16 protein-coding genes and 2 pseudogenes are annotated in these 24,242 nt (G+C 63.3%); 15 read left to right on the top strand and 3 right to left on the bottom strand.

The window, feature by feature from the left end:
- Positions 1 to 92: 92 nt before the first annotated feature.
- Positions 93 to 4,184, top strand: coding sequence for a glycosyltransferase family 2 protein (locus EG244_RS03355; RefSeq protein ID WP_124963606.1), 4,092 nt, complete (start codon positions 93 to 95; stop codon positions 4,182 to 4,184).
- A 21-nt stretch (positions 4,185 to 4,205) separates the two neighbouring features.
- Here the strand turns inward: EG244_RS03355 and EG244_RS03350 are convergent, their stop codons facing one another.
- Positions 4,206 to 4,565, bottom strand: a complete 360-nt coding sequence (locus tag EG244_RS03350; protein ID WP_124963605.1) for a YigZ family protein — start codon at positions 4,563 to 4,565, stop codon at positions 4,206 to 4,208.
- Between the two features lie 94 nt (positions 4,566 to 4,659).
- Between EG244_RS03350 and EG244_RS03345 the strand changes: the two genes are divergently transcribed.
- From EG244_RS03345 to rlmF, 14 genes are all read left to right on the top strand, one after another.
- On the top strand, positions 4,660 to 6,219 hold the full coding sequence (locus tag EG244_RS03345; protein ID WP_233588904.1) for a D-aminopeptidase: 1,560 nt from the start codon (positions 4,660 to 4,662) through the stop codon (positions 6,217 to 6,219).
- A gap of 12 nt (positions 6,220 to 6,231) precedes the next feature.
- Positions 6,232 to 7,275, top strand: coding sequence for a DmpA family aminopeptidase (locus EG244_RS03340; RefSeq protein ID WP_124963603.1), 1,044 nt, complete (start codon positions 6,232 to 6,234; stop codon positions 7,273 to 7,275).
- On the top strand, positions 7,272 to 8,072 hold the full coding sequence (locus tag EG244_RS03335; protein WP_124963602.1) for a M55 family metallopeptidase: 801 nt from the start codon (positions 7,272 to 7,274) through the stop codon (positions 8,070 to 8,072). Before EG244_RS03340 ends, EG244_RS03335 begins: the two co-directional genes overlap by 4 nt.
- A gap of 396 nt (positions 8,073 to 8,468) precedes the next feature.
- Positions 8,469 to 10,088: an amidohydrolase gene (locus EG244_RS03330; RefSeq protein ID WP_124963601.1), complete on the top strand. Its 1,620-nt coding sequence runs from the start codon at positions 8,469 to 8,471 to the stop codon at positions 10,086 to 10,088.
- Positions 10,089 to 10,186: 98 nt separating this feature from the next.
- Complete coding sequence (locus tag EG244_RS03325; RefSeq protein WP_124963600.1) at positions 10,187 to 11,779, top strand: ABC transporter substrate-binding protein; 1,593 nt, start codon at positions 10,187 to 10,189, stop codon at positions 11,777 to 11,779.
- 138 nt (positions 11,780 to 11,917) lie between these two features.
- Positions 11,918 to 12,853: an ABC transporter permease gene (locus tag EG244_RS03320; RefSeq protein ID WP_124963599.1), complete on the top strand. Its 936-nt coding sequence runs from the start codon at positions 11,918 to 11,920 to the stop codon at positions 12,851 to 12,853.
- Positions 12,854 to 12,858: 5 nt separating this feature from the next.
- Positions 12,859 to 13,680 carry an ABC transporter permease gene (locus tag EG244_RS03315; protein WP_124963598.1) on the top strand — a complete coding sequence of 274 codons (822 nt, stop codon included), beginning with the start codon at positions 12,859 to 12,861 and terminating at the stop codon, positions 13,678 to 13,680.
- Positions 13,677 to 14,591, top strand: a complete 915-nt coding sequence (locus EG244_RS03310) for an ABC transporter ATP-binding protein (RefSeq protein ID WP_124963597.1) — start codon at positions 13,677 to 13,679, stop codon at positions 14,589 to 14,591. The genes EG244_RS03315 and EG244_RS03310 overlap by 4 nt, the downstream gene beginning before the upstream one ends.
- On the top strand, positions 14,588 to 15,550 hold the full coding sequence (locus tag EG244_RS03305) for an ABC transporter ATP-binding protein (protein WP_124963596.1): 963 nt from the start codon (positions 14,588 to 14,590) through the stop codon (positions 15,548 to 15,550). Before EG244_RS03310 ends, EG244_RS03305 begins: the two co-directional genes overlap by 4 nt.
- Before the next feature lie 267 nt (positions 15,551 to 15,817).
- A complete protein-coding gene (locus tag EG244_RS03300; protein WP_267900255.1) occupies positions 15,818 to 17,032 on the top strand; it encodes an OpgC family protein in 1,215 nt (404 codons plus the stop codon).
- A gap of 187 nt (positions 17,033 to 17,219) precedes the next feature.
- On the top strand, positions 17,220 to 17,447 hold the full coding sequence (locus EG244_RS03295; protein ID WP_124963594.1) for a hypothetical protein: 228 nt from the start codon (positions 17,220 to 17,222) through the stop codon (positions 17,445 to 17,447).
- A 210-nt stretch (positions 17,448 to 17,657) separates the two neighbouring features.
- Entirely contained in the window at positions 17,658 to 18,539 is an 882-nt protein-coding gene (locus EG244_RS03290; RefSeq protein WP_158617228.1) for a LysR family transcriptional regulator, read from the top strand.
- A gap of 111 nt (positions 18,540 to 18,650) precedes the next feature.
- Positions 18,651 to 19,691 (top strand): peptidoglycan-binding domain-containing protein, encoded by a 1,041-nt coding sequence (locus EG244_RS03285; RefSeq protein ID WP_124963592.1) that lies wholly within the window; start codon positions 18,651 to 18,653, stop codon positions 19,689 to 19,691.
- Positions 19,692 to 19,932: 241 nt separating this feature from the next.
- Positions 19,933 to 20,838, top strand: a complete 906-nt coding sequence (gene rlmF / locus EG244_RS03280) for a 23S rRNA (adenine(1618)-N(6))-methyltransferase RlmF (RefSeq protein ID WP_199737765.1) — start codon at positions 19,933 to 19,935, stop codon at positions 20,836 to 20,838.
- Between the two features lie 262 nt (positions 20,839 to 21,100).
- Here the strand turns inward: rlmF and EG244_RS20620 are convergent.
- Positions 21,101 to 21,791: pseudogene (locus tag EG244_RS20620) on the bottom strand (ATP-binding protein).
- A 1,877-nt stretch (positions 21,792 to 23,668) separates the two neighbouring features.
- A pseudogene (locus tag EG244_RS20820) lies at positions 23,669 to 24,242 on the bottom strand (transposase); the annotation flags it as partial.

Here is a 24,242-nt window from a genome sequence, read left to right as displayed (position 1 = left end):
GCAGGCGGCGCAGTCGAATCAACTTAAGGTTGATTTCCGTTAACCAGTCGGGGACCGCGGTTCCGGTCCTCTGTGTCAGTGTGAGTGCGCCGATGAAACTGCTGCTGTGCCAGGTCACGGACGGGTTCTCCGTCGAATTTTCACTCGAGGCGCGGGAGGGGCAGTGGCATCAGCTGAACTTCCGCAGGCTGCGCTCGGCAGAGATCCCGCTGCATCTGTCGCTGCGCCCTGCCGAAAAGGTGGTGCTTATCAGCCGGTTCAGGAATGGCGTCTGGGGCAAACCCCGCAGCTTGCCCCTGTCTGCAGATGAAACCCTGCCGCTGGCGGTATCGGTCAGCGTTGTGAAGGACGGGCTGGAACTGCGCCTCAATGGCGTTTTGAGTGCGGGTCTGTCGCGTCAGCGCCTGGACCTGAGCGCCATTGACTGCCTGGAACTGCCGCCGGATCTGATTTTCGGGACACTGAAGGTCAAGGGAGACCCCGCCCCGCAGATCGTGGTGCCCGAACTGAAGTTCGGCGAAGATCTGATGATTTACGGCTATGATCTGCCGCTTGGCGATGATCCCGCCCTGGTGACGCTGGAGATCGCGGGCACCGACATCACCTTGCCCTGCGCCTGCGAGAGGCCGCAGACCGGGCGCGCCGCCCTGAGCAGCCTGCAGGCCGTGCTGCCGGGATTTCTCTGGAGTCTGGAGGGCGTGGGGGAAAGCCTGAGCGCAAAGATCGGCCCCCCCCATGCCGCGCCGGAGCAGCCGGAGCTGATTTTAACCCGCGCCGCCGTGGTCAGTGCGATTGAGGCGCTCGCACAGCGCTGTCCGGATCCGCTTCAGTCCCGCTTTGAGGTGATCTCTGCGCTGGAGCATGTGAAATACGCCGGTCTGCTGCCCCGGTTGTCACCGCAGACCGTGGCGTACATCCGGCGCGCGACGGAAAGCTATCAGCTCTCCGCTTTTATGGATCTGCCCGAGGCGGAAGATCCGTCTGCCGCCCTGCCGCCGCCTTCGCCGCCGCAAAGCCTTGAGGAGGTGCTGATCGCGGGCTGGAAAAGCGAGGTGACGGCCCTGCTCGCTTCCGCTGAGGAGGGCCGTCACGGCGACATCCTCACTGCTGCTGCCGCGCATCTGCCAGCCGTCGCACCGGAGGTGACGGAGCAGGCGCTGCTGGTCTTCACCGAACACTTCTGCCGCATCGGGAACTTCGACGCGCTTTATGCGGTCTGGCGCAGGGCCTGCGCCTCCCGGGAGGGGCGCTTTCGGGCCAGCGACGGCGAGGGCATTTCCCTTGCCCTGCCCTGGCTGGCGATGCGGGGGAGCTTTGAGGAGCTGGCAGAGCGGCTTGAGGCGCTGGCGGGGCTGACGACTGGCTGGCTCAATACCGCCGCCATCGGGCAGGCGGTCAGAGCGAGCGTGCTGACCCCGGATCCCGGGCTCGGGCTTGAAAGGATGCAGCGCATCATCTTTGGCTTTCTGACCCTCTCAGAGCGGATGGCCGCGAGCTATTGGGGCCGTGGTCCCTGCCGCAATATGATTGCAACCTCGGTGGCACTTCTGATGGCCGCGCCGCGCCTGCCTGTCTGGCTCAGGGACCGGATTGAGCGGTCCGCGCTGCGCTGTCACGGCTTTTCGCCCACCTTCTGGCAGCGCCTTGCCGCAGATCTGCCGGACTTCGCCGCAGGCTCGCTGCTGCTGGCCCGCGGTCAGGCGGGTTTCGCGGCGGTGCAAAGCCATGCAGAGGCGCGCGCAGCGCAGGAGCCTGGTGATCCGGCAGCTCTGCGCAGAGCCCTGCGGTTCTTCGCGCAGCTGGAGGTTTTTGGCACCGAAAGGATGCGGATTGAGCTTCTGGGCCCGACCGGCCTGCTGACGCAGAGCGAAGAGGCCGACTGCCAGTCCGAGGGCTTTCGCAGCGAGCTCATTCGTGCGCTCGCCTTTCCCGATGCCCCTGCCGCGCCAGAGCGGTTTCATGCGCCGGCGCGCGAGGCCGTGCGGCGGCTTCGCGATCCCGAGCGGATCTCGGAGAGCCATGAGCCGCTGCGGGAGCTGACCCGCCTCACCCTGAAGATCCTCTCGGGCGGCGCGGAAGGCGGCGAGCCTGGTGATCTGGACAACCTGCAGGCAGGGCTGCTGTCGCTGCGGCAGGACCGCTCACCGCATCTGCGGTTCAATGTGGCGCTGCTTGTCTATTGCGATGCGCTGCGGGTCGGGCACAGGGCCTTGCAGAGGCTGCTTGAGCCGCTGATCGGACGGCTGCTGGCACAGACGCCGGACCTGACGATCAATGATCCGGTGGTGGCGGCAGCGGCGGCCCGTCTGTCAGCGCTCATGACCCCCGCCTCTGCGGGGGCGTTCCAGGCGGCGCTGCTGGCGCAGCTGACCGCCCGTCTGAGCCATCCGGTGCGGCGGGGGGAGGTCGCATCCGACTGGCGCGCAAGATGGCTGCAGACCCCGGCGCTCTTTGACACCCTGGTGCTGGTCTATTCGTGCAAGGCCAATCTGGCGACCCGGGTGGCCCGCATCCGTGAAACCTGGATGCGCGATCTGGAGGCGCTGGGCATCCCCTGCCTGATTGTTGTCGGTGACGGCGATGGCAGCCCCGAGGGCGATGTGCTGCGGGTGAGCGCCGGGGATACCTATGAAGCCCTTCCGGCCAAAAGCCTCGCCATGCTGGCCTGGGCGGCAGAGCACACGCCCTTCAGTCATATCCTGAAGATCGATGACGACTGCTATCTGGATGTGCAGGAGTATTTCTGCAGCCTCAGCCATCGGCTTTGCGACTATCACGGCCGGGTGATCAAACGCGACGCCGGGCAAAAGCCCTCAGCCTGGCATATGAGCCGCTCGCAGTCGCTGCGCGCGCGGATGGAGCTGGATAAATCCCCCGAACCCTCCGCCTATACCGATGGCGGCTCGGGCTATGCGCTGAGCCGCCGCAGCCTGCTGGCCCTGAGAGCCCAGGCTGAGAGCAGCGCCGGCCAGCGGCTGCGCAGCGTGTCATATTCAGAGGACAAACTGGTCGGTGATCTTCTGGCGCTGGCCGGGATCGCGCCGCAGCAGAAAGACTGCAATGCCATGCTGATGCGCCGGGTGCACGATGGGGGTGCCCCGGTGGTACGCTGGTGCGCGGGCTTTTTCCCCTCGGCGATCTCGGGGACAAAAATCGCGCATCTCGACACCCATGACGCCTTCCGGGAGATCAGTCGGGGCTATCAGAGCCTGCGTCTCTCGCCGCCGATGATCTGGCCTGCGAACCGGGCGGTGACGCTTCATCATCAGTCACCGCATATGGTCCTCGTCAGCCCGCCCGAGCGTCTGCAGGCGGCGAGAGAGGCGGCGGTCGCGGTGATCTCGGTCGTGCGCAATGAGAAATTCATTCTTCGGCATTTCCTGAACCATTACCGTCGCCTCGGCGTCACCAGCTTTCTCTTTGTTGACAATATGTCAGACGATGGCACGCTGGAATTTCTGCTGGAGCAGCCCGATACCCTTGTCTTCACCGCCGAAGCCCCCTTCCGCTCAACCGCTCAGGGCTCTGAGTGGAAAATCGCGCTGATGGCGCAGTTGCGGCCGGGGAAGTGGAGCCTTGTGGCCGATGCGGATGAGCTGCTGATCTATGGAGACCACAGGCAGACCCGCCTTGCAGAGTTTGTCTGCAAAGAGGACTTCGCCGACTCTGACGCCTTTGCGGTCTCCATGCTCGACATTTACCCCAAGGGCCGGTTGCAGGAGGCCGCTCTTGATGCAGGCGACCCCTTTCAGCAGGCCTCTCACGCCGATTGCAGGGCGCTGCTGCACACCCCCACCATCAGCGGCCCCTATGGTGAGGCGGTGGCACGCACCTCGGCGCTGCGCCACCGGCTGCTGCCCGGATCAGGGCCGGAACTCTTCGTCTCTGAAAAGGTCGCTTTGCTGAAGTACCAGCCCTGGATGCGGTTTTCGGTGAGCCTGCATTATGCAACGGAAGTGAAGCTGGCCCCGAAGCCGCTGATGTTCGCGCATTTCAAATATCATGCCGAATTCCTCAACCGCGCCCGGGCCGAGGTGACGCGGGGCCAGTATTTCAACGGCGCGCAGGAATATAAGCGCTATCTCTCGCTGCTCTCCGAGGCGCGGGATGTGCTTTATGAGGAGGGGGTCTCGGTCCCCTGGGAGCGCTCGGATCTGGCGCGGGAGGTGCTGGGCGAGGGATAGATTTCGCCGGGCCGCCTGCGTTCAGCCCGCGTCCCGCAGGGCGGCAAGGCCGATTCGCACCGCCTCCTGGACATGACGAAAGCGGTCGCCGCCGAGGTGTTTGCCGCCATACCAGCGGGTCACCACAAAAATCTGATCGCGCACGCCTTCACGCTCAAGCATCCGCAGGATGATCGCGGCGGCACCGCTTTCCCCGTCGTCGTTGCGCAGCGGCCCCTCGTCGGTCCAGGCCCCCCAGGTGTTATGGGTGGCTTTGGCGAATTTGCGGTCTTTTTTCAGCGCGGTCAGAAAGGCCTTTGCCTCGCCCGCATCTTTGCAGGGGCCAAAGCTGACGGCATAGCGCGAGCCGCGATCTGAGATGATGTTATCAAGCGTCTGCATGGCTTTCCTCTGGCTGTCCTGAGGGGCTGCGTCAAGCTCTTCCCCTTTTGGTTGCACTTCGGCATGTTAGCCCCGCATGAGCCGGAGACCCGACGTGACCAGACTATCTCTAAGTGCGGCAGAGGCCGCGCTGAACGCCCTGCCGCAAAGCCTGCGCGGCCCCGGCGGCGCCGCTGCCATTCTGCACGAAGGAAGGGTCATAGCCGAGCGGGTCTGGGGCTATGCCAATCTTGAGACCGGGCAGGCGATGACGGCGCAGACGCGCATCCCGCTCTGCTCGATTTCCAAGCAGTTCACCTGCATGGTGATGCTGGCGGCCTGTGGGGCCCCGGAGGCGCTGGATGCACGTCTGCTCGCGCATCTGCCGAATTTCAAAGGCGATCTGCCGAAGGTCCGGGATCTGGCGAACAACCAGTCGGGCCTGCGCGACTACTGGGCGCAGACCATTTTGATGGGCGCAAAGGCCGAGCAGTTCTTTGCCCCCGAAGATGCCGCCCGCGTTTTTGCTTATCTGCAAAGCCCGCATTTCGCGCCGGGCACGCGCTACAGCTATAACAACGGCAATTTCCGTCTGATCGCCGATCTGATTGAGGCTGAGACCGGTGCGGCCTTTGCCGATCTGCTCTCGCGTCATGTCCTGGCACCTGCGGGGATGGAGGCGGCTTATCTGGCCGCTGATACCCGCACCGCGCCCGACGGCATCGCGGGCTATGAGGGCAGCGAAGAGACCGGCTATCTGCCTGCCGAAAACGGCCTCTGGTGGATGGGTGATGCGGGGATGGCGGCCTCGCTCAACGATATGTGCAGCTATGAGGGCTGGATTGACGCGACCCGCGACGATCCCGCCTCGCTTTACAACCTTGCCGCCGCGCCGCAGAGCTTTCGCGATGGCACGCGGGCGCATTACGGCTTTGGCCTGCAGCATCATGGCATCGGCGGGGATCATTTCACCGGCCATGGCGGCGCTTTGCGGGGCTTTCGGGCCTACCGCATGGCGGGGCGCGACAGCCGCTTTTCGGTTGTGGTGCTGCTTAATCACCACGGCGATGCCCATGGCGCGGCCCATGGCATTGCCCGCGCCGCGCTGGGCGTGACGTCTGTGGCTGCGCATCCGGTGGCCGCCGATCTGGCAGGCCAGTGGTATTGCGAAGAGACCGGGCTTCTGGCGCGCATCGAGCCGCAGGGCAGCCATGCACGGCTGCACTTCGGCACCGGGCCGGATGGTCTGGCCGGTCAGGCCGATGGCAGCCTGAAGGGCGGCTTTGTGAAGGCTGCGCGGGACGGCGCGGATCTGGTCATGGCGCGCGGCCTTGAGAATTACGCTGCGCGGCTGACCCCTCTCGCGCGTGATCTTGCCACCTCGCCGCAGGATCTGACCGGGCGCTGGATCTGCGAAGAGATCGGCTCTGAGATGGAGATCACCACGCAGGGCGGCATGGGCTATGCGATCTTTAAAGGCCCGCTTGGCACCGGGCGGCCGGAGCTGATCCGGCCTGCCGCGAAAGATCACTGGCAGCTTGTCACCCGCCGCTCGCTGGATGCCCCCGCTCCGGGGGACTGGACGATGAAACTGATCCGGGATGAAGGCGGTGCGCCTGAGGCGATCCGCCTCAGCGTCTGGCTGGCGCGCAATCTGATCTGGAAAAAGGCCTGAGGGAGAGACGTTATGAGCAAACATCAGGCTTCTGCCCGCGATCTCGGGATCCGCTTTGAGGGGCATCTGCCGAGCGGGCCGCTGAATGCGCTGACCGATGTGGCGGGGGTGAAACTCGGCCATGTCACGCTGCAGGGCGAGGGGCTGGCCACCGGGGTCACGGCGATCATTCCGGGTGAGGGCAATCTTTTCCGCAGCAAGCTGCGCGGGGCGGTGGATGTCATCAATGGCTTTGGCAAATCCGCCGGGCTGATGCAGCTGGCGGAACTGGGCACCCTCGAGACGCCGATCCTTTTGACCAATACCCTCAACGTCGGCACCTGCACCGAGGCGCTGGTGCGCCGCGCGCTGGCAGAGAATGACGATATTGGCCGCAGCACCGGCACCGTGAATGCGCTGGTTTGTGAGTGCAATGACGGCGCGATCAGTGACATTCGTGCCCTGGCGGTGACGCAGGAGCATGCGGCTGAGGCGCTGGCAAAAGCCGCTCCGGGCGCTTTTGCCCAAGGGGCGGTGGGCGCGGGGACCGGGATGACGGCCTTTGGCTTTAAGGCCGGGATCGGCACGGCCTCGCGGGTGATGGAAATCGGCGGTGAGCGCTTTACCCTTGGCGTGCTGGTGCTGGCGAATTTTGGCCCGGCGGGGCAATTGATGCTGCCCGATGGCCGCCGCCCGCATCCCAAAGACCTGGCCGAGCGCGAGCAGGGTTCCGTGATCGTGATCCTTGGCACCGATCTGCCGCTGGCGGACCGGCAGTTGCAGCGCGTGGCGAAACGCGCGGGCGCAGGTCTGGCGCGGCTCGGGGCGTTTTATGGCCATGGCTCGGGCGATCTGTCGGTGATCTTTACCACGGCAGACCGGGTGGAGCATGATCCCGCCACGCCCTTTGCACCGCAGCGCCGCCTGTCGGATGATCTGATCGATCTGGCCTTCCGCGCCGCTGCCGAGGCCACCCAGGAAGCCGTTCTCAACGCGCTTTGCCATGCCCCCGGCACCCAGGGGCACAGCCGCTATTACCCCTCACTCGCCGACTGGCTGAAGGAAAACCAGCAATGAAAGTCTTTATCTGCGCCGATATCGAAGGCACCGCCGGGATTGTCGACTGGGAAGAAACCATCCGCGGGGAGCGCGGCTGGGAGGAATTCCGCGAGCTGATGACGCTGGAGGTTCTGGCGGCCTGCGAAGGGGCAAGGGCCGCAGGGGCGACCGAGGTGGTGGTGAAAGACGCCCATGACAGCGGTCGCAATCTCCTGGTGGGCCGTCTGCCGGACTATGTGCGGGTGGTGCGGTCGTGGTCGGGGCACCCCGATCAGATGATGTTCGGCATTGATGAAAGCTTTGATGCGGCGGTCTTTACCGGGCATCACTCGCGGGCGGGGACGGAAGACAACCCGCTGGCGCATACCTCGAACCTGAAAATCTCCTGCATGTATCTGAACGGGCAACCGGCGTCAGAATTCACCATCAACGCGCTTTGCGCCGCGCGTTACGGCGTGCCGTCGGTCTTTCTGTCGGGCGATGAGGGGATCTGCGCCGAGGTGGCGACTGAGGTGCCGGGGATCGTGACGGTGGAGACGCTGAAGGGCTATGGCCCGGGCTCGAACTCCATCGCGCCGCAGCGGTCGCAAAAGCTGATCCGTGAGGGGGTCGAGCGGGCTTTGCGTCAGGACAACAAAACCCGGATGCCCGATGTCAAAGGCCCCTTTGAGGTGAAGATTGAGTTCACCAATCCCGTCAACGCCTATCAGTCGAGCTGGTATCCGGGCGTCAAAACCGCAGGTCCGCGCACCATTACCTTCGCGGCGGATGATTTCTTTGAGATCCTGCGCGCTTTGCGTTTCATCAAGGGCTGAAAATTTGTGCACAGGGCCGGGGCCCTGAATTTGCACAAAGATTTGGCAGCCTCTGCGCTGATTTTCGCGGCACCTGCACAGGGTGCCGCGATTTTTTTTGTTTTCCGGCAGGTTATGCGGTGCGGGCATGAAATTGTGCCCATTGCGCACTGGCGCGGGGTGAGGCAAATTCGCACAGTGGGGCCAGGGGAGAGGCTGGATGTCCCGGGGGTGCGGCGTTTCACGGGGAGGGTCTGCCGGAGGGGCGGGCCATTTCGCGCGAGGGGCGTGCTGCCTGGATGTGAGTTGTTTTTTCCTGAACCTTCAGTCCGGCGCACAGAGATCAGGCGGATGCGCGTCGGAAAGGAAGCCCCGGGGGCTTTCGGATGCTGCGCCTGACCGGAGCCTGAAACAAGAATGACAGCAGTTGCAGATCTGATCCTTCACAATGGCCGCATCTGGCGCGGCAAAGCTGAAGGCTATTGTGAGGCCGTGGCGATCTGGCAGGGGCGGGTGCTGGCCACCGGCAGTGCCGCTGAAATCATGGCGCTGAAGGGCGGTGCAACGGAAGTGATCGACCTTGAGGGCCGCTTTGCCAGCCCCGGTCTGATCGACAACCACCTGCATCTCATCGGCACCGGCTTCGTGATGGGCATGGTCAATGCGACCCCGGCCTTTGCCCCGACCGTCGAAGATCTGATTGAAGCGATTGCCGCGCGCGCCCGGACCACGCCGAAGGGCGACTGGATCCGCGCGCGGGGCTATGACCAGACGAAATATCCGACCGGCGCGCATCCGACCCGCGATGATCTGGACCTTGCGGCCCCCGATCACCCGGTTCTGGTAACCCGCGCCTGCGGCCATATCACCATCGCCAACTCCAAAGCGCTGGAACTCGGCGGCGTCACCGATGAGACCCCCGATCCTGAGGGCGGCGTCATTGGCCGCTCGAACGGGCGTCTGAACGGGCTTCTGGCCGAAAACGCCATGGATCTGGTCTATTCCATCGCCCCGACCCCGTCGAACGAGCAGCTGATCGGCGCGATTGAGGCGGGCGGTACCTATCTGCTGTCGCACGGTATCACCAGCTGCATGGATGCCGCCGTGGGCCATATCGCGGGCCTTGAAGAGATGCGCGCCTATGAGTTTGCGAAACTCGCAGGGCGTCTGCCGGTGCGGGTCTGGCTGACGCTGCTGGGCGATCCCAGCAAAAGCATCGTCGAGGACTGCTACCGCATGGGTCTGGTCACCGGGGCAGGGGATGATCTTTTGCGCGTCGGCGCGGTGAAGCTCTTCCTGGACGGCTCGGCGGGCGGTCGCACCGCCTGGATGTCGGAGGCCTATCAGGGCCAGCCCGACAACTTCGGCGTGCAGATGCTGCCCGATGACTACGTTTATGAGCGCGTGCAGGAGCTGCACGACAAAGGTTATGCGCTGGCCTGCCATGCCATTGGCGACAAAGCGATTGAACAGCTGATTACCGCCTATGAGCGCGCCCTGGAGAAGACCCCGGACGCCGACCGCCGCCACCGCATTGAGCATTGCGGCTTCCCCAAAGGCGATCAGAACGACCGCATGAAAGCCGCAGGCATCCTGCCCGCGCCGCAGCAGGCCTTCATCTATGATTTCGGCGATGCCTATGTCAGCGTGCTGGGCGAAGAGCGCGGGCTGCCCTCTTTCCCGATCGGCACCTGGGAGCGGATGGGCATGAAGCCCTCAACCGGATCGGACAGCCCGGTCTGTCTGCCGAACCCCTTCCCGAATCTCTATGCGCTGATCACCCGCAAGACCTGGAAGGGCACGGTGATGGATGCCTCAGAGATTCTCGACCGCGACACTGCGATGCAGGTGCTGACCGAATATGGCGCTTATTCGCAAAAGGCCGAAGGCGTGAAGGGCCGTCTGGTGCCCGGACAACTCGCCGATATTGCCGTTTTTTCGGGCAACCTGCTGGAGGACACTCCGGAAGTTATCCTGAACGATACGAAATGCGTGCTGACCCTGCTTGAAGGGCGCGTTGTTTACGACGCACGCTGAGACAAAGGCCCCCGGCCCGTTCAGGCGGACAGGCCGGGGAGCCAGGAAATAACCGGGGCCAACCCGGACATCTGATTTCAACATGGGAGCACCATAGAATGATGCGTTCACTTTCCCTCGCAGCCCTGCTCGCACTGGGCACCGCTGCGACTGCATTTGCCGAGACCCCGCGCAAGGGCGGCACCTTTAATTTCACCGCGCCCTATGGCTCGGCTTTCTCGACGCTGGATATCCATTCGAGCCCGAATATCCAGGAACATTTCGTCACCTATGCGATCCACCGCTCGCTTTACTCGTGGGATTCGTACAACAACAAGCCGGTGCCGGAACTGGCTGAAAGCGTTGACATCTCGGATGATCGCTCGGTCTATACCTTCCATCTGAAGAAAAACGCCGTTTTCCACAACGGCAAGCCGCTGACCGTCGATGATGTGATCTTCACCTACAAGCGCCTGGCCGATGCCAAGAACGCGCTGCCGGGTGCGAGCTACATCAATATCATCAAAGGCGTTGACGCTTTTGGCAAAGGCGAAGCCACCGAGATCGAAGGTCTGAAAAAGATCGATGATCACACCCTTGAGGTGACGCTGAACGCCGCCGGTAACCCGGGCTTCAACCTGATGGAATCGACCACCTCGATCTATCCGTCGGATTACCCGCTGGACCAGCAGGCGATCAAGCCGGTGGGTCTGGGTGCCTTCCAGTTCAAAGAGCATGTCCCCGGCAGCCAGGTCGTGGTGGAGCGCTTTGACAACTACTACGAAGAAGGCAAACCCTATCTCGACCGCGTGAATATCATCGTCATGCCGGAAGGTTCGGCCCGTGACGTGGCCTTCCGCAACAAAGAGGTCGATGTCTCGGTTCTGGGTCCGGTGCAGTATCAGGCTTACCAGCAGGATCCGGCGCTGAAAGACCATATCCTCGAAGTGGCAGAGACCTTTACCCGCAACGTGGGCTTCAACCAGACCGCCGTTCCGGCCCTTGCCGACAAGCGCGTGCGTCAGGCGATCAACTATGCCATCAACTCGGATCTCATCATTGAGCGTCTGGTAAAGGGCAAAGCGGTTCGCGCTGTGAGCTGGCTGCCGGCGGGCTCGCCTGCCTTTGATGACACCGCGCAGCCCTATGCGTTTGACCCGGAAAAGGCCAAAGCCCTGCTGAAAGAAGCCGGTTTTGAGAACGGCTTTGAATTCGAAGTGACCGCCACCCCCAACGAATCCTGGGGCGTGCCGATCATCGAAGCCATCCTGCCGATGCTGAAGCAGGTCGGCATCACCGTGAAGCCGAAGCCGATCGAATCGGCTGCCCTCGGCTCGACCGTTTCGGCAGGTGATTTCCAGGCCTATATGTGGTCGAACCTGACCGGGCCGGACCCGCTGACCGTGCTGCGCTGCTTCTGGTCGCAGACCGCGCAGTCGGCCTGTAACTACACCAACTTCTCGAATGCTGAATTCGATAAGCTTTATGAAGCCGCCCGTGCTGAGGCCGATGAAGCCAAGCAGATGGATCTTCTGAAACAGGCCAACAACCTGCTGCAGGAAGAAGCCCCGGTCTGGTTCTTCAACTACAACAAAGCCGTCATGGCCTATCAGCCCTGGGTCCATGGCCTTGCGCCGAATGCGACCGAACTGGCGCTGCAGGACTACGATTCGATCTGGATCGACGACAGCGCACCGGCGTCGCGTAAGTAATCAGTTCACTGATGCCCGGGCGGGGAGACATCCCCGCCCCTCACCGACAGGCTCTGCGCCAGACCAGACGCGCAGAGCCTGACTGAGAACTGATCCCAGGCGGTGCTTCCGTCGCGGGCCCGGACAGGGGACCGGCACATGCTTAAATTTACGCTTCGACGGATCTGGCAGATGATCCCGACGCTCTTTGTCGTCGCACTGCTGATCTTTGTGATATTCTCTGTGGTGCCCGGAAGTTTCGCGACAGCGCTCTTCTCGGATGGCCGCACCAATGCGGATCCCCTGCTGATTGAGCGTCTGAACCGCGAGTTCGGGCTGGATCGTCCGCTGTGGGAACGCTTTACAACCTATATCTGGGATCTTGCCCGCTTTGATCTTGGCACTTCGTTCCGCACCCGTCTGCCGGTGCTGGATATGCTGGGAGAGCGGATGTGGCCCTCGCTGAAGCTGGCGATTGCGGCCATGGTCTTTGCGGTGCTGATCGGCGTGCCGCTGGGCTTTATGGCCGCGCTGCGCCCGGGCTCGCTGTTTGACAGCGTGACGATGATCGGCGCGGTCTCGGGTCTGTCGCTGCCGCAGTTCTGGCTGGGCCTGCTGCTGATGATGCTCTTTGCGCTGCAGCTGAACTGGCTGCCGAGCTTTGGTTACGGCGACGGCTCGATCCGAAACCTGATCCTGCCGGCGATTGCCCTGGGGGTGACGCCGCTGGCGCTGCTGGCGCGGACGACGCGGGCCGGGGTTCTGGATGTCGTCAACTCAGATTTCGTCCGCACCGCCCATGCCAAGGGCATGAGTGAGAGCGCCGTGGTGCGCCGCCATGTGGCCCGCAACGCGCTGGTGCTGATCGTGACCACCGTGGGTCTGCAGTTCGGCTCGCTGATCGGGCAGGCTGTGGTGATTGAAAAGCTGTTCGCCTGGCCGGGCATAGGCTCGCTTTTGGTCGATTCCGTGGCGATCCGCGACATTCCTGTCGTTCAGGGCGCGATCCTGGTGATCGTGCTGTGGTTTCTTGTCATCAATACTGCCGTCGATCTGCTCTATGCAGCGATCGATCCGCGCATCAAGCAGGAGTGACGCTTATGCGCCTTGGATTTAACCTCTGGTTTGGCGGCTTTCTGACCGTTCTGGTGGTCTTTGCCGGGCTTTTTGCGCCCTGGCTTGCGCCCTTTGATCCGGTTCTGGACGCCAATCTGATGAATTCAGAACTGCCGCCGAGCGGTGAGTTCTGGTTCGGCACCGACAGTCAGGGCCGCGATATCTACACCCGCATTCTTTATGGCGCGCAGATTTCGCTGACCGTGGGCATTGTCTCGCAGATCATCAACTCGGTGATCGGGGTGACGCTGGGCATGACCGCGGGCTATTGGGGCGGCTGGTGGGATGACCTTGTGAACGGTCTGACCAATGTCATGCTGGCGATCCCTTCGCTGATCTTTGCGCTGGCCGTGATGGCGGTGCTGGGGCCGGGGCTGCCCTCGCTGCTGATCGCGCTTGGCTTTACCAACTGGTCCTGGACCTGCCGGATTGCGCGCTCTTCCACGCTCTCACTGAAGTCGCAGGGCTATATTCAGGCGGCGCAGACGCTGGGCTATTCGGATCTGCGGATCATGTTTACGCAGATCCTGCCCAATATGCTGGGGCCGATCCTTGTGATGGCAACCCTTGGCATGGGCGGTGCGGTGCTGGCGGAAGCCTCGCTTTCCTTCCTGGGTCTGGGCATTCAGCCGCCGTTCCCGTCCTGGGGCTCGATGCTGACCGATGCGCGCGAGATGCTGCAACTTGCCCCCTGGGCCGCGATTTTCCCGGGCCTTGCGATCTTTCTGGCCGTGCTTGGCTTTAACCTTCTTGGCGACGGACTGCGTGACAGCCTCGACCCGCATATGAGGACGCGCAAGCTATGAGTGCTCCGCTGATCGAGATTAAAGACCTGAAGGTCGATGTGCCGCTGAAAAGCGGGAAGGGTGTGCCGATCCTGAAAGGGGTGTCGCTGCAGATCATGCCGGGCGAGACCTTTGGCCTGGTGGGCGAATCCGGCTCGGGGAAATCGGTCACCTCGCTGGCGATCATGGGGCTGTTGAAAAAGCCGCTGAAAGCCACGGGGGGGCAGATCCTCTACCGCGGAGAGGATCTTCTGAAGGCCTCAAAGCAGACCATGCGCAATCTGCGGGGCAACCGCATCGCGATGATCTTTCAGGAGCCGATGACGGCGCTGAACCCGCTGCAGACCGTGGGGCGTCAGATTGCCGAGATGTTCGTGCTGCATCAGGGCAAAGCCTGGGGCGAGGCGGAAAAGCTGGCCATTGAGGCTCTGGCAGCCGTGAAGGTCCCCAGCCCCGAGCGGCGGGCCGGAAACTACCCGCATCAGATGTCGGGTGGTCTGCGCCAGCGGGTGATGATCGCCATGGCGCTGGCCTGCAACCCGGATCTGCTGATCGCGGATGAGCCGACCACGGCGCTGGATGTGACCGTGCAGGCCGAAGTGCTGAAGCTGATCCGTGAGCTTTGCGCGGCGCGTGGCACGGCTGTTCTCTTCATCAGCCATGATCTGGGCGTCATTGCCTCGGTCTGTCAGCGGGTGGGGGTGATGTATTCGGGCGTGCTGGTTGAAGAGAACGACACCCGCGCGCTCTTTTCCAATCCGCAGCACACCTATACCAAGGGTCTGCTGGGGGCGCTGCCGCGCCTGGGCTCGCGCACCTCTGACAGCCGCAACCGTCTGGTGGATATCGACAGCATCATCGCTGACCGCTCGGTGCTGACGCAGGAGCGCTTTATCGCGCCCCGCATTACAGAAGGAGGGGCGGCGCAATGACGGCACCGATCCTTGAGGTCAAAGACCTGCATGTCCGCTTCCCGATCTCTTCGGGCGGTTTTCTGGGCGGCGGCAAGCGCTATCTGCATGCCGTCAATGGGTTGAGCTTTGATCTGGCGCGGGGCGAATGCCTCTCGGTGGTGGGCGAATCCGGCTGCGGCAAATCCACCACGGCCCTGGCCGTTATGGGGCTGCAGGACCCGACCGAAGGCAGCATCCGCTTTCACGGCAAGCCGATGACCGGACCGGAAGCCCCGGGCCGTATGGCGCGCGCGCGGGCTGCGCAAATGGTGTTTCAGGACCCCTATGCTTCGCTGAACCCGCGTCAGACCGTCTGGCAGTCGCTGGAGCAGCCGCTGCGGCTGCATGGCGTGAAAGACAAGGCCGAGATCGCGCGCCGCATCAGCGCCATGCTGAAAAACGTCGGCCTGACGCCTGAGCAGGGCAAACGCTATCCGCATGAGTTTTCCGGCGGTCAGCGCCAGCGCATCGGCATTGCCCGCGCGCTGATCCTTGAGCCGGAGATCGTGGTTCTTGATGAGCCGGTCTCGGCGCTGGATGTGTCGATCCGGGCGCAGATCATCAACCTGCTGCTCGATCTGCAGGAAAAGTTCCAGCTGTCTTACGTGATGATCTCGCATGATCTGAGCGTGGTTGAGCATATGTCGGACCGCGTGGTGGTGATGTTCTTTGGCCAGATCGTCGAGCAGGGCCCCTGGCAGGCGATTTTTGAGAACCCGCAGCACCCCTATACCCGCCGTCTGATCGCGGCGATTCCGGACCCGGATACCTTCCTGAAGGAAGACACCGAAGCGCTGGTCAGGGAGTTGCCGCCCGCGCCGCCCGGCTACCGCCATATGGGCGACGGCTCGGTGCCGCCCAATGTCTTTGAGACCCCCGAGGTGTCGGAACTGATCGATATTGGCGGCGGTCATCTGGTGCGCTACCTGCGCGCCTGATCCGGCTGAGCGACATTCGGCCCCGGCTGCGATCCCCCTCGCAGCCGGGTTTTTTTGCTGCGCGAGGCCGCCCGTTTCCGCTCCGGCGGCCTGCGGCGCGGGGATCACGCCGCGTTCAGCAGGGTTCCCGCCGCCCGCCGCCCCGGGGGGCTGCTGAGCAAACCATCGCCGTGCTTCCGGCCCTCCGCTGGCGGGAGTTCGCCGGCTTTTGTCAGAAATCTGTTACATCCCTTGCCTTTACCCGCGAGAGGTCGCAGATGCCAGGCTGTGACACATCTCAACTCCCCCCCAGCGGCCTCTGCGCCGCCCCGTGATGGCCGGATTGATATGATCCGCGGCCTCGCGCTTGCGATGATCTTCATCAACCATGTGCCGGGCAATCGTTACGAGGTGCTGACCTCTAAGAATTTCGGCTTCTCGGATGCGGCAGAGGCCTTTGTGCTGCTGGCGGGTGTCTCGGCGGCGCTGGCCTTTGGCAAGCACTTTGAGGCCAGACGCTGGTGGGCCGGGATCGCCGGTCCCTGGCATCGCGCCTGGTCGCTCTATATGGTCCATATCGTGATTTCGGTCACGGTGCTGGGCCTGGTGGCGGCCATGCTGCGCTTTGGCGAAGTGCCCGAACTGATCTCAAGGGACAACTTCAACCGCTTTGTGGAAGACCCGGTGGGCGTGCTGATCGGGCTGCCGCTTTTGCTGCATCAGTTCGGCTATGTGAATATTCTGCCGCTTTATGTTTTGCTGATGCTGGCGGCCCCCCTGCTGATCTGGGCGGGGCAGCGGCGTCCGGGCTGGCTGTTGATCGCCTCTATTACGGTCTGGGCGGTGGCGGGGCTCACCTGGCAGAACCTGCCGAATTATCCCAATCGGGGCGGCTGGTTTCTGAACCCCTTCTCCTGGCAGCTGATCTTTGTGCTGGGCATTCTGACCGGGCTTGCGCTGCGCGGTCAACGCCGCTTTGTGCCGGTGAAGCGCGGGTTGATCATTGCGGCGGCGCTTTATGCCTCGCTGGCGTTCCTGGTTAAACAGGTGCCGCCGGTCGATCAGGGCTTTTACGTGGTGATGAAAACGCTGCGCGAAGCGGGGGTGCCTTTCGTGCTCGTGGATTTCAACAAGGGCTATCTGCAGCTGCCGCGCCTGCTGCATGTGCTGTCGCTGGCCTATCTGGTGAGCGTCAGCCCGCATCTGCGCGACCTCTCGGCCTCGCGCCTGGCCTGGCCCTTCGTGGTGATGGGCCGTCAGGCGCTGCCGGTCTTTGCCGTGGGGACGGTGCTGTCCTTTGCCGCGCGCGCCGCTTTGCATTATTTCGACCCCACGCTGACGATTGTCGAGGATGTGGTGATCCTGGGCGGGCTGCTGGCGCTGGTGGCGCTGGCCTGGGTGAAAGAGTTGTCGCGCGCTGCCCTTGGCGCACCGCGTCCGCCGATCGTCATCCCTGATCCGCATCGCCCCGCACCAGAGCCGCAGCGCGCCGCGCAGATCTGATCTTCGTCTGACAGACCCCCCCAAAGCCCGGCCGGAGTGCCGGGCTTTTTGCGTCACACGCCCGTGATTGTCCGATCTGATCGAACACAGAGCGCGATGAATGACATCTAATCTTTTTCGAGGGGGAGACTTACTTCTCTGTCATCGAAAGGCAAACACGCCTTTCCCTATGACCGGATTTAGAAAAATGAAAAAGCTTGCTTCCATCCTCACCCTTGCTGTTCTTGCTGCCACCTCGGCTTCGGCTGAAGGCTATAACGCCCGCGACAACAGCCCCGCTTCGCACCTGATCGGCGAAGTGCTCCAGGTTCCGGCTGTTGATGTTGTCATCTCCGATGATTTCGTGAACGCTGATAAAGTGGCCGTCACCCTGGTCGAAACCTCGGGCAACGCTCCGGTCACCTCGGCCCGCTGAGCCGGATTTTCGGCTCCGGCCGGATGCGATACGGGTGCCCGTCAGGGCACCCGCAAACATCACCCGCACTGCGTTTCCGGTGTGGCAGAGCAGCCCTCAGCTGCTTGTGATGAGGCAGTTTGTCTTTTCCGCCCCTGTCCGGCTTGCCCGGATGGGGTGAACTGCTTAAATCTTCTGCTCCGGATTGGCGGTGTTGCGGCGGGGCGGGTGTTGGAAACGAATATTTTGCAGACCTATGTGCATGTTGTCGAAGAGGGCAGCTTTGCCGCTGCGGCGCGGCGCATGGGCATCTCGCGCAGTCAGGCCAGTAAATATATCGCCGATCTTGAACAGGATCTGGGCGCCCGGCTTTTGCAGCGCTCAACCCGTTCGCTGCGGATGACGGATCTGGGGCAGCGCTATTACGACAGGGTGCGGCCCATCCTGGATGATCTGCGCTGCGCCAATGAAGATATACGTGAGGCCTCATCTAAAGTTGCGGGCCGTCTGCGCATTGGCGTGCCGAAAATCTATATGATGACCACGCTGCAGCCGGTGCTTGCGGACTTTATGGAAGAGTTTCCGGATGTGACTTTGGATCTGGTGCTCACCGAAGGGCGCTCGGATCTGCATCAGGACGGCCTTGATGCGGCGATCGTCGGCGGGCGTCTGCCCGATTCCACGCTTTTTGCACGTCGCCTGCACACCGTCTCGGCGATGATGGTGGCGGCCCCGTCTTATCTGGCTGAGGCGGGATTTCCTGCGGCACCCGAAGATCTGGCGGAGATGCGCTGTCTGCATCACACGCTGATCTCCGAATCCGGCGTCTGGCCGCTTTTGCGCAGCGGCGAGGTGATCTGGCAGCGCGTCAACGCGGTTCTTCAGGCCAACAACTGGGAGATGCTGCAGACGGCTGCCGTGAGCGGGCAGGGCATTACCGTGCTGCCGGTCAGTCTGATTGCGGATGACCTGGCCTCGGGTCGGCTGGTGCAGGTGCTGGCGGATCATCCGATTGAGGATGTGGTTATTCAGCTTGTTTACGCCGATGCGCGCCATGCCACGGCGGCGCTGAAAGCCTTTCTGGACTTCATGACACAGCGCAAATTCGCCTGAGCGCTGCATCTGTGGGCGCGGCTGCAACCGATCGCAGCGCCGGGCGTTCCTCCCTGCAGACGGCGGGCCGCGTTTCGGCCCGCCCGTGCATCCGCCACAAAGGAGAGCGAGATGAAACGCATCGCACTGCCACTGCTGGTCATGGCCGGGCTCGGGGCCCCGCTGACCGCAGCGGCGCAGGATGGGATCGGGGATGTCATCGGTGGCGTGGCCCGCGCGATGATCACCCAGGAGCTGGACCGCAACGCTTTCGTCCAGGCCCAGAGCCGCAATACCGCAGCAGCTTATGAAAATTATCTCGGCAGCTTCCCGCAGGGGGCCTTCCGCCAGGACGCCATTGCCGCGCTCAATGCCCTGCGCCCGGGCGCGGGGCAGCCGGTCATCCCCCAGCCCGGCGCGACGCCCGCCGCCAACACTGAGGCCGCCCTTGGCCTCAGCCGGGCACGCCGGGTTGAGATTCAGCAGCAGCTGACGGCGCTTGGCTTTAACACCTATGGCGCGGACGGGGCCTGGGGGAACAACACCCGCCTTGCCATTCGCGGCTGGCAGCGCGCCAATCGCTTTGCTGAGACCGGCTATGTCACCGCCCAGGATGTGGCGCTGATCTCCAGCCAGTACAGCGATCTCGGGCGCGGCCCGGTGACGCCCGCCCCTTCGGTCAACACGCCCGCGGCGCAGGAGGCTGCCCTTGGTCTGACGCGCAACCAGCGCCTTGAGATCCAGCAGCAGCTGACCGCACTCGGCCATGACACCCGCGGCGCGGACGGGGCCTGGGGCAATAACACCCGCCTTGCGATCCGTTCGTGGCAGCGGTCCAACCGGCTCTCAGAGACCGGCTATGTCACGGCGCAGGATGTGGCGCTGCTGTCGCGGCAATACGGCGATCTGCGCCGCCCCGGCGCGACCCCGCCACCGGTCACAAATGCCGCCGATGAAGCTGCCGAGCGCGCGCTTGGCCTGTCCGTCAGCGAGCGTCGTGAAGTTCAGCTGCGCCTGACGGTTCTGGGCCATGACACCCAGGGCACCGCCGGCACCTTCGATCGGCGCACCCGTCAGGCCCTGCGCGCCTGGCAGCGCAGCCAGGGCAGCCCGGAGAGCGGCTATCTCAACAGCGATCAGCTGCGCGCCCTGCAGCGCCAGACCGGCGGCTGACGCGCAGGGATCTGGCATGCATCCGGCCCGCCGTGCGAAACCGCGGCGGGTTTCTTCATGCCCGGTATCCTTTGGCGCGGTTGAGGACTGTCGTTGTTCATCCGCCAGCTGCGGATCACCTCTCAGACGGGGAAGATCTCCTGTAAGAGCCCCGTTCCGCTATTTCACAGCGCGGCGGGAGGATTTAAAGTCATCCCCCTGTCAGACGCTGTGTGAGCGTCAGGTTACGCGAAGGTTTTCCATGGCTGTCAAACGCACGTTGCATCCCCGCAACCAGCACCGCGAGGGCTATGATTTTGAGCGGCTGATGGCGAAATCGCCGGAACTGTGTGCCTTTACGACACTGAATCCCCGCGGTGAGACGACGGTGGACTTCGCCGATGCGGCGGCAGTCCGCGCCCTCAACCGCGCCCTTTTGCTGGCGCATTACGGGATTGAGTTCTGGGAGATCCCCGAGACTTACCTCTGTCCGCCGATCCCCGGCCGGGTGGATTACATCCATTACCTCGCGGATCTGCTGGCTGAGAGCAACGGCGGCCGCAGTCCGCGCGGCCCGGGCATCCGGGCCCTCGACATCGGGACGGGGGCGAGCCTTGTCTATCCGCTGACCGGGCAGCGCGAATATGGCTGGGACTTTACGGGTGTCGATATCGATCCGGTGTCGATCCGCTCGGCGCGTGAAATCTGTCAGCGAAACGGGCTCAGCATCACGCTCCGGCACCAGAACAATCCGGAGGATATCTTTGCGGGCGTGATTGCCCCGGAGGACCTCTTTCATGTCACGCTTTGCAATCCGCCGTTTCACACCTCCCCCGAGCAGGCAGAGGAGGGCAGCCGGCGCAAATGGCGCAACCTCGGCAAAGGCGAGACCGGAGAGCTGAACTTCGGCGGCCAGAATGCTGAGCTGTGGTGCCCTGGCGGCGAGGTCGGTTTCATCGCCGCAATGATCGAACAGAGCCAGGACTATTCTGAGCACTGTCTGTGGTTCACCTCGCTGGTGTCAAAGAAAGACAGCCTCCGCCCCCTCACGCGGCTCTTAAGCAAAGCGCGGGTGGCTGAGTACCGGATTGTCGATATGGGCCAGGGCCAGAAGATCAGCCGCTTTCTCGCCTGGACATATTACCCCGAGCCTCTGCGGACGTTGTGACCGCGCCCGGGCGGCCACCGCGGCTTTGCGCGCCTGCGCCGCCATTTTTGCGGGTATGCAGGTAAGTTCCTCCTGGCACCGCGGATCGGCGACGGAACGAAAGCCAGGAGGTTCCGGATGTCCGGTTTCAAGACTGCCGCCGGTCAATTCGCGCTCAAACCTCACCGCCCGTCGGCGCGCAATACTCCCCCCAAGGGACTGGAGATCCTGGCCTGATCCAATGAGACGGATCCTGTTTTGCAGGCAGATCAGGCCAGGAGTGTCAGGCGCGGGTTTTGCAGTGCCATGACGCGTTGCCAGTCCCTGTGATTTCGCAGGGATGCGTCAGAGGGTCATTGCCCTCTTCGGATCGCTGAAGACGACCGGTCATTCGCCGAAGGGTGACGATAATCGAGCTGCGCTCACAGAGGCGGCTGTTCAGAGGCAAGAGCACCTGCCGCCTGACTGAGCACAGGGCAAATCGCCCGGGTTCACCAGGAAGCGCGGAAGGTCAGGAAACGGTCCGGGGGACCGTTTCCTGACGCGCGAGGTCAAGGCGGGTATGTCGTCGGCAAACCGCCCCTGCCTGCCGCTGCGCGTTTCGGTTGCAAGGCGGTTCACGAAGTCAGCTGCGGATCCCGTTACGGATAAGCGCACGGACAATTGCGGGATGGGTCTTTCCCGTGCCCGTCCCGCCGATCGCGACCACATGACGCCGGTCAGCCCATTGCCTGTTCTGGGACTGAGGCCCTCGACAAGGCCCTCAGTCCCAGGGGATCCCCTGAAGTCTAACGCACCGATGTCTTTGGTCCGCGGAAGCTTTGCAACAGTCATCTGGTACCGGATTGAGCGCACCTGCTTCCCGGCGATCTCTGATGGAAACAGGTCACCGACGATGCGCGAAGGCGCCTGATGCCGCGGGTCATGACTTCCTCACAGGCGCTGCGCATTCCGCAAAGCTTCAGCGTCCCCATCAGGTCGAGGATTTGGGGGGGGCATTTCGGCCAGGTCGTCATATCCTGCGCAATCCGCCACGGGCTCGTGGGTCAGACGCGGAGCCGCGGGGGGGGGGCAGAACGGCTGGAGCCGGGCCACGACGACGTACAGGAATGTTAATGGCCACTGGCGCCGGGTGAACAGCCTGGTTGACCGCCTGCAGGCCGTCTTCCGGAACGCAGCTCATCTGGCGCTCGCCATCATCGCGCCCCGTCAGTCTGCGCCCGACTGCGCCATCCCCAGGGGGAACACCCGGTTTTTGAAGGCTGCGCCCTTGCGCAGAGCATCCGGTTCGCGGCCAGAACAGGCCCATAATGATCAGCCGTCTGTCTGTGACCGCAGAGGCGTGCGTGCTCTCCGACCCCCATCCCATCCGGGCGACTAACGATCCTTTTACATAGGCATGCACATCAGCCGGCCGACCAGCGGCAGTCGGCACGACGGCGTATTTTAGCTATCAAACCGCATTGTGCCGGTCTTTGCCACGGAGGCCGGAGCCCTGTGGCATCCATCGAAAGGATCTGCGCAGGGCAGGAGGTGCCGTCGCCCTTTCCCGACACCCTCCCGGAGGGTCCGGTGGGTCTGTTCAGGATGGCGGTGCGCTTTGGCTCAGGCCACATATTTATCCGGCAGCCATGCATTCAGGTCTTCGAAACTCTGCATCCGCAGAGGAGGCGTAAAGCACCTCTCCCACACCAGCCCGGCCTGGTTCTCCACCTGACCGCTCGCCATTCATGGCGGACAATGGCCCGGTCGCCGCCCGAAGCGGGCGTGCAGGCGACCGGCCGGACCCGATCAGGGCTGCACATCTGCAGAAAATGGCGGTTCTATAGCCGTTCTTTGCCGGTAAATACCGCCTCTGCTACCGCCTTCTCTTGCCATGGCCCCGCTCATGGCTAGATGTCGCAGATGCCCCGCGTGCAGAACCAAAGGCCTGATCATGCGCCTCGAAAATCGAGGCCGGCGAGGTGCCATCGGTCCGGGCCTGCTCGGCTGAGTCTTCTGGCTCTCGCGAGGACAGGCCAGCATCATTCTGCTGTGACAAAGCCGAATAGGGGCGGCCTGCACAGGAAAGGTCGCCCCCCGTGGCTCCGGTCGGACTGGCCGGTCTCAGCCTGATCGTAAGGCCGCGGAACATAAGCCTCTGGCGCTGGTGCCACGCGGGTCTGCGACCCGCTTCGCGCAAATCGGCGGACGGCATCAGAGCGCCCTCATATCCGAGGACGCGCGCAGGGCTTCGAAGGCCCGGATCCGTGTCAGCTGCACACGGGACGGCCTGTTCGCATTCGATGAGAGAGGCCGGTCCGGCTGCTCCGGCCAGGCCCCGATCCGTGGCATCGGCTGAGGACAGCGCTCAGAGCTGAACCCTGTCTCATCCGACCGCAAAATTCTGCGGGGTGTATTCCGCGAGACCCGCAGTCTTCCTCCTCGACCCGCGCTGCACACAGAGAAGGCCCGCCAGACCCGCGCAATCCTATCCACCTGCTTACCCCCCCCTCCGTCCGCGGCTCCACAGCGAGTGATACGCAGAAACTCCAGGGGGGCAAAACTGCACGCCGAAACACACCGCAGGTCAGGCTTCGCGTCCCTTGCCCGGTTGATTTTTTCTCTGCCTGGAACCGGATCAGTTCCTGACCGCGAAAAAGATTTGGCCGGGTTCCTTCACTGTGCCGTAAACCTTGCGCTTTCCGGCTGGAGAGCGTGCCGGCACTGATTGCCGGTGTTTCCATGACCTCTGTCGAGGAAGACACCAGATCCTTATGAAAGCCGGTGCCTTTGCCGGAGCGGCTCATTTGCCTGCCCCCTTCAGCACGTCTGTGTGGCAAAGATCATCCCAGGCCTTTGAAGTGAGCCTCTAATCCGGATCACCCGAGGCCGGAGTTTTCGGGTGTTTGACCGGGGCTCGGGTCGGAAGCGACCCCGGATTTGCCAGCTCGCAGGGCGTCTTGTCGCCAATGGCGCCATGCGGTCGTTCGGTGTTGTCGTCGCTCAACCAAGTCTCCATCTTTTCCTTCGCATCTGCAAACGTCATGCACCCGTGAGCGCTGAGACACTCCTCGCGGAAGCGGCCGTTGAACGTGAGGAGGGATTAGGAAACAGTCCGGGGGACTGTTTCCCCCGACGCAGGATGAAGGCGTTATCGGTGGGCTTTCCGGGGCGTGAGAAGTCGAGGGTGACCCCCTTGGTGCAGGCCCGGAGATCCAGGTCGCGGGAGATGAACTCAGATCCCTGATCGACCCGGATCGTCCTGGGGGAGCCGCGTTCAGCACAGACAGGCTCAAGGGTCTCCACCACATTCTCAGCCCGATAGCTGAAGCGCGGATTAACGACCGGCGAGAAGCAGGAGAAGATGTCAGCAACGGTCAGAACCCTGATCTTCCGGTCTGTCGCCAACTGGTCATGGACAAAGTCCATGGCCCAGGTTTCAT

It is taken from the genome of Falsigemmobacter faecalis, assembly GCF_003863335.1.
GTDB lineage: Bacteria > Pseudomonadota > Alphaproteobacteria > Rhodobacterales > Rhodobacteraceae > Wagnerdoeblera > Wagnerdoeblera faecalis.
The sequence above is the reverse complement of the archived record's forward strand: the minus strand, read 5'-3'. Positions and strand labels throughout refer to the sequence as shown.